The sequence below is a fragment of the Paraburkholderia sp. EG286B genome, from assembly GCF_040965655.1.
Lineage (GTDB): Bacteria > Pseudomonadota > Gammaproteobacteria > Burkholderiales > Burkholderiaceae > Paraburkholderia.
Window position 1 is genome coordinate 339,714 of sequence record NZ_JBFRCF010000010.1, and the last position, 6,000, is coordinate 345,713.

A 6,000-nucleotide genomic window follows, 5' to 3' on the forward strand; every position below is an offset into this window, starting at 1 on the left:
ATTGTAGACAATCTGCAATCCGCGATACGAGACCACTGCGAGGCGGGCAATGACAGGCGGCGCAGTCCGCCGAAGTTCGGATTGTTCAGCTCAGTTCGATCCATTCAATCACAAACGCATCGGGTATCCCGAGCACCTGGTTTTGCCTTCGGAGAGTGACATGAACCACACGAATTCCCATCGCGCGGGTTTTGCACGCAAGCTGCTGCCGATCGCGGCCGCCGCGGCGCTGCTGGGCGCAGCAGCGAGCGCGCACGCCGCCGACGCCGTCGTGCTGTACACGGCCGACGGCCTCGAAAATCTCTACAAGGACGTGCTGCCGGCCTTCGAGAAGAAGGAAGGCGTCAAGGTCAACATCGTCACGGCGGGCAGCGGCGAAGTGGTGAACCGCGCGAACGTCGAGAAGGACTCGCCGAAGGCCGACGTGATCGTCACGCTGCCGCCGTTCATCCAGACGGCGCAGCAAAGCGGGCTGCTCCAGCCGTACCAGAGCGTGAACTACAAGAACGTGCCGGCCATCGCGAAGGCGACTGACGGTTCGTGGGCGACGTTCGTGAACAACTACTTCTCGTTCGCGATCAATCCCGATGTCGTGAAGAACGAGCCGAAGACGTTTGCTGACCTGCTGCACCCGGACTACTCGGGCAAGGTCGCGTACTCGAACCCGGCCACGGCTGGCGACGGCATGGCCGTGATCATCCTCACGACCTCGCTGATGGGCGAAGACAAGGCGTTCGACTACCTCAAGAAGCTCGAGCAGAGCGCGAAGTTCCACACCAAGGGCACGGGCTACCTCGACGTGCTGCTCTCGCGCAACGAAATCGCGGTGGCCAACGGCGACCTGCAGATGGATCTCGACGACGCAGCCAACGGCGGCCTCTCGCTCAAGCCGATCTTCCTCGCGGCCGACGCCGGCGGACATCCCACGACGTTCCAGCTGCCGTACGCAATCGGCCTGATCAAGAACGGCCCGAACCAGGCTGAAGGCAAGAAGCTGATCGACTACCTGATGTCGACGGACGTGCAGTCGAAGGTGCCGGATATCTTCGGTATTCCGGGCCGCACGGACGTGGCGCTCACGGGCAAGAACGGCGAAGCCGTCAAGCAGGCCATCCAGGGCGTGAAGCTGATTCCGGTGGACTGGAACCAGGTGATGGCGAAGAAGGCCGACTGGACGACGCGCTGGAAGAACGAAGTGATCGGCTCGTCGGGCAAGCAGCTCGAAGTCGTGAAGCCGAAGTAAGCAACTGTATCTGCAACTTTGTATGGGACCAGAGTAAGGCGTTAAAACGCCTGCTCTGGTCGACAGGAGATGAACCCGGTGAATACCGCAAGCCTCGCGCCGGCCGGCATGGCCCGCGCGCTGCCGGATGTGTCCGGACTGACTGACTCCACGGACGCCTCCGGCGTTGCGGGCGTGCAGATCGACCACCTGAGCGTGCGCTTCGGCGCGCGTACTGTCCTCGACGATCTGTCGCTCACGATCCGACGCGGCGAACTGTTGACCGTGCTGGGCCGCAGCGGCTGCGGCAAGACCACCTTGCTGCGCTTCATCGCCGGCTTCATCGAAGCCGATGGACTCGCAGGCACGCTCACCGTGGCGGGCCACGATCTGACCCATGTGCCGCCGCATCAGCGCAACCTGGGTCTGCTGTTCCAGAGCTATGCGCTCTTTCCGCATCTCTCGGTGTTCGAGAACGTCGCGTTCGGGCTGAAGGCGCGCCGCGTGCCGTCGCGCGACATCGCGCGGCGCGTGGCCGACGCGCTCAAGCTCGTTCAGCTCGGCGACGCGGGGCACATCATGCCCGCGCAGCTCTCGGGCGGCATGCAGCAGCGCGTGGCGCTTGCGCGCGCGCTCGTGATCGAGCCGGACGTGCTCCTGCTCGACGAGCCGCTCTCGGCACTCGACGCCAATCTGCGCGCTTCGGTGCGCTCCGAATTGAAGGCGCTGCACGAGCGCCTGCCCGACCTGACGATCGTCTGCGTGACGCACGATCAGGACGACGCGCTCGTGCTCTCCGACCGCACGCTGCTGATGCGCGATGGCCACATCGCGCAGCTCGGCACGCCGCAGGAACTCTACGACACGCCCAACGACGCCTACGTGGCCCGTTATCTGGGCGCGGCGAACCTGCTGCCGCCGAACGTCGCGTTCCCGGTGGGCGACGCGCGCCACGACGTGCGCGACAAGCTCGCGTGCCTGCGCCCCGAAAGCCTGCGCATCGTGCCGCTCGGCGAAGGCTCGCTGCACGGCACGATCGAATCGGTCGAGTGGTATGGCTCGGTGCTCTCGGTGCCGGTGCTGCTCGACGCGATGCCGAACGAACCGGTGCTCGTCACCATGCAGCGCGGCCACGGCATGACGCCGGCAAAAGGCATGCGTGTGTCCCTGCGTTACGAGGCTGACGATGTCGTCCTTATCAACCCCTGATTCCGCCGTGGGGCTGCCCGGCGCCGACGCGCACGCGGCCGCCGTGCGCCGCCGCGAACGGCGTGCGCAATGGCATATCGCGTTTCTGCTCGTGTTCGTGCTCGGGCCGCTCGTGGTCTATCCGCTCGTGCGGCTCGTGCTGCTGAGCCTGTCGGGCGCGCATGGCTTGAGTTTCCACGCGTACGAGACCTTCTTCGGCAATCCCGATTCGCGCGGCGTGATCGCCACGACGCTGTGGATCCTGTTCCTGAGCGCGGGTCTGGCTTCCGTGCTCGGCGTCGCGCTCGCCGCGCTGCTGTTCTTCAAACCGTTTCCGGGCGCGCAGCTCGTCACGCGGTTTCTGGAGCTGTTCGTGGCGTTCCCGTCGTTCCTCGTCGCGTTCACGCTGATTTTTCTGTACGGTTCGCAGGGCTCCGTGAGTATCGGGCTGCAACTGCTCTTTCATTTGCAGGCGCCGCCGCTCGACTTCCTGTTTGGCATCGGCGGGGTGGTGCTCGCGGAAGTGGTGTTCTACGCGCCGTTCGTCGTGCGCCCGACGCTCGCCGCGTTCGCGCTGCTCGACATGCGCCTGATCGAAGCCGCACGCAGTCTCGGTGCGAATAGCCGCATGGTCGCCCTGCGCGTGATTCTGCCGCTCGCGTGGCCGGGCATCGCCGCGGGCACGATCCTGTGTTTTCTGCTGACGTTCAACGAGTTCGGCATTCTGCTCGTGCTCGGCAGCGCGCACCTCATCACACTGCCGGTGGCGATCTACAGTTCGGCCACGGTCGACCTCGATCTGCCGACGGCCGCCGCAGGCGCCGTGGTCATGCTCGCGATGTCGCTTTCCCTGTATGCGCTGTATCGGCGCGTGAATCGCCGCAGTCATGGAGGCGCGCGCAATGTCAACTAATCCTGCCGCCGGTTCCGACCGTATCGCGCTGCCGCCCAAGCATCTTCGCGCGCGGCCAGTCGAGCGCAGCCTCTTCACGCGCATCGTCAGCGCGACACTGCTTGGCTTCGCAGCGCTGCTGTGCTTCTGGCTCTTCGTGTTGCCGGTGATCGTCGTCGCGCTGTCGAGCGTCGCGTCGCATTGGTCGGGCACGATCTTGCCCGACGGTTTCAGTACGCGCTGGTTCGAGCGCCTCGGCTCTACCGACTTCGATGCGCTCGCAACGAGTCTCGAAGTCGGATTCGGCGTGGCGGTGCTCGGCACCGCGCTGGGTCTGTGGCTCGCACTCGCGCTCGAAGGGCGTGACCGGCGCGGTCTGGGTGCAGTCGTCGACACGCTCGCGATGGTGCCCAACGGCGTGCCGAGCGTGGTGCTCGGCCTCGCGGTGTTGATCGCCTATCACAAGGCGCCCGTGGATCTGTCGAGTTCGGCTGCGATCGTCGTGTTCGTACAGCTCGCTCTGGTACTGCCGTTTTGCTATCGATGCGCTTCGGCCGCGCTGCGTCCCGAGCTGACCGTGCTGCGCGAAGCGGCAGCGAGTCTCGGTGCGCCGCCTTCGATGGTGCTGCGCCGCGTGGTGCTGCCGCAGCTCGTGCCGGCGATCCGCGCGAGTCTCGCGCTGGGTTTCGCGCTGTCGCTCGGCGAACTGGGCGCGACGCTCACGGTGTATCCGCCGGGTTTTGCAACGGTGCCGATCGTCGTGGTGGGCGCAGTCGAGCGCGGTTACTACCTGCCGGCTTCGGCGCTCTCGCTGGTCCTGTTGCTCGTCTCGCTGGGGGCGCTGCTGCTGATCGCGGCGCGTGTGCCGCGCCGGCGAGCGGACTGAGCGGATGGATGCCATGCGGTTCGATGCGCCGCAGCCGCGCAACAGACGGCCAAGGCAGGACGTGCAAGATCCGATGAGCGATGAGCATGCGAGTAGCGGCAACGCGGGCGATCCTGATCGCGATGCGCAGGGGTTGTCCGACACGACGCCGCTTGCCATGGTGCGCCAGCATTCGCTGACCGCCTTGGTGCGCGACGAGATCGAGCGACGCATCGCGGCGGGCGTGCTCGCACCCGGCGACAAGCTCAACGAAGCCGACTGGGCAGCACGCCTCGCCGTCTCACGCGGACCGGTACGCGAAGCGTTTCGCGCGCTGGAGCAGGCAGGCCTCGTGCGCAACGAGAAACATCGCGGTGTGTTTGTGCGCAGTGTCGGCGCGGCTGAGGCCCAGGAACTGGGCGTAGTGTGCGCGGCGTTGCGCGAAGCGGCGTGCCGGATGCTGGCGCCGCGCATCGACGCGGCGCAGGTCGCGGAGTTGCGCGAGCACCTCAACGCGATGCGCGACGCGGTGGTCGCCGAGCAGGGCGAGGCGTTTCTGCAAGCGCGCGACGCGTTTCGCGCGTCGCTCTTCGCAGCGGCTGGCAACGCGAGGCTGCGCGAGACCTATGAGGGGACCGTGAGCGAATTGCGGCTCTCTTCGCAGTGTGCAGCGCCGACGCACAGCGCTATGGATGCATCGTATGCAGGGCATCGGGCGCTGTTGAGCGCGCTCGCGTCGCGCGACGCCGACGAATCGGCCAGGCGCATGCGCGAATCGTGCTGCGACTGAGAGCAGATGGAACGATGGGCGACGCTCTGATGTGGGGCGTCGCCGTATTCACGTCATAGAGGAGTTGAAGAAGATGGCACTGAGCCTCGCGGATATTCGTGGGCTGTTCGAGACGTATGGCGCGTTGGCCTATAGCGGCGAACCGGTCACGCAACTCGAACACGCGCTGCAGAGCGGTGCGCTGGCAGAAGAAGATGGCGCGACAGAAGAACTGACCGCCGCGGCGTTCCTGCATGATCTCGGCCACCTGCTCAATCGTCAGGGCGAAACGCCGACCGAACGCGGCATCGACGATCTGCACCAGTACTATGCGCTGCCGTTCCTGCGGCCCGTGTTGCCCGATAGCGTGCTGGAACCGATCCGCTTGCATGTCGATGCGAAGCGCTACCTCTGCGCCGTCGACGAAGCGTATTTCGGCTGCCTTTCCGCAGACTCGGTGCGCAGCCTCGAATTGCAGGGTGGCATCTTCAATGCCGATGAGGCGCGCGATTTCGCTGCGCGCCCCCACGCGGAAGACGCGGTGCGCCTGCGCCGCTGGGACGACCTCGCGAAGGTGGCCGGCAAGCCGACACCGGATCTCGACCACTATCTGCAGCTCGTCGAACGCGTCATGCAACGCCACGTTTGAGGCGATTGCGCTGACGCGTTTCTCCGATTTTCACGCGAGTCAAAAAACCGCTTGCAAGATGTCATCTGCGTGACTAGAATTCCGGTCTTTCGCGCTTTCGATGAAGGCGCGGGGAGACGGGAAGCTTGGGGCGAAAGCCTTGTGGCGACTGGGTCTGCGGGTGATTGGAAGTTGAGCGGCAGGTTGAACGAAGTAAAAAAACCTGTTGACAGATCGCCGGGCAGTCATCATAATCTCGTTTCTCTGCTGCTGACGCAGCAACGCAGAAAACGCCGGGTAGTTCGATGGTTTAACGGCGCTTTCGCGATCGATCTTTAAAAATTTACAGCCGATAAGTGTGGGCGCTTGATGCGGTGGCGACCTGATATCGTTCTTCGGAGCGGAATCAGGAGCAGCAAAAGTATCAAGAGTCTCA

At 65.0% G+C, this 6,000-nt stretch carries 7 protein-coding genes; 6 read left to right on the top strand and 1 reads right to left on the bottom strand.

Features of this window, described 5'->3' with window-relative positions; genetic code table 11:
• The first annotated feature begins 160 nt into the window (after positions 1–160).
• The 6 genes from phnS (at position 161) to AB4Y42_RS23545 (ending at position 5,585) form a co-directional block, all read left to right on the top strand.
• Positions 161–1,243 (top strand): 2-aminoethylphosphonate ABC transporter substrate-binding protein, encoded by a 1,083-nt coding sequence (gene phnS, locus AB4Y42_RS23520; protein WP_368688431.1) that lies wholly within the window; start codon positions 161–163, stop codon positions 1,241–1,243.
• 78 nt (positions 1,244–1,321) lie between these two features.
• Positions 1,322–2,431 (top strand): 2-aminoethylphosphonate ABC transport system ATP-binding subunit PhnT, encoded by a 1,110-nt coding sequence (phnT, locus tag AB4Y42_RS23525; RefSeq protein WP_368688430.1) that lies wholly within the window; start codon positions 1,322–1,324, stop codon positions 2,429–2,431.
• Entirely contained in the window at positions 2,409–3,323 is a 915-nt protein-coding gene (locus tag AB4Y42_RS23530; protein ID WP_368695484.1) for a 2-aminoethylphosphonate ABC transporter permease subunit, read from the top strand. The genes phnT and AB4Y42_RS23530 overlap by 23 nt, the downstream gene beginning before the upstream one ends.
• Positions 3,313–4,188, top strand: a complete 876-nt coding sequence (gene phnV / locus AB4Y42_RS23535) for a 2-aminoethylphosphonate ABC transport system, membrane component PhnV (protein WP_368688428.1) — start codon at positions 3,313–3,315, stop codon at positions 4,186–4,188. The genes AB4Y42_RS23530 and phnV overlap by 11 nt, the downstream gene beginning before the upstream one ends.
• Positions 4,189–4,345: 157 nt before the next feature.
• Positions 4,346–4,957 (top strand): GntR family transcriptional regulator, encoded by a 612-nt coding sequence (locus AB4Y42_RS23540; RefSeq protein WP_368688714.1) that lies wholly within the window; start codon positions 4,346–4,348, stop codon positions 4,955–4,957.
• A 73-nt stretch (positions 4,958–5,030) separates the two neighbouring features.
• On the top strand, positions 5,031–5,585 hold the full coding sequence (locus AB4Y42_RS23545) for a phosphonate degradation HD-domain oxygenase (protein WP_368688427.1): 555 nt from the start codon (positions 5,031–5,033) through the stop codon (positions 5,583–5,585).
• Between the two features lie 39 nt (positions 5,586–5,624).
• Here AB4Y42_RS23545 and AB4Y42_RS23550 read toward each other — a convergent pair.
• Positions 5,625–6,000: hypothetical protein (locus AB4Y42_RS23550; protein WP_368695485.1), on the bottom strand; the 376-nt coding region annotated here is incomplete at its 5' end.

Bases quoted from the DNA above. Each gene is read 5' to 3' on its own strand.
- phnS (WP_368688431.1), top strand. From the start codon at position 161: ATGAACCACACGAATTCCCATCGCGCGGGTTTTGCACGCAAGCTGCTG.
- AB4Y42_RS23530 (WP_368695484.1), top strand. From the start codon at position 2,409: ATGTCGTCCTTATCAACCCCTGATTCCGCCGTGGGGCTGCCCGGCGCC.
- phnV (WP_368688428.1), top strand. From the start codon at position 3,313: ATGTCAACTAATCCTGCCGCCGGTTCCGACCGTATCGCGCTGCCGCCC.
- AB4Y42_RS23540 (WP_368688714.1), top strand. From the start codon at position 4,346: ATGGTGCGCCAGCATTCGCTGACCGCCTTGGTGCGCGACGAGATCGAG.
- AB4Y42_RS23545 (WP_368688427.1), top strand. From the start codon at position 5,031: ATGGCACTGAGCCTCGCGGATATTCGTGGGCTGTTCGAGACGTATGGC.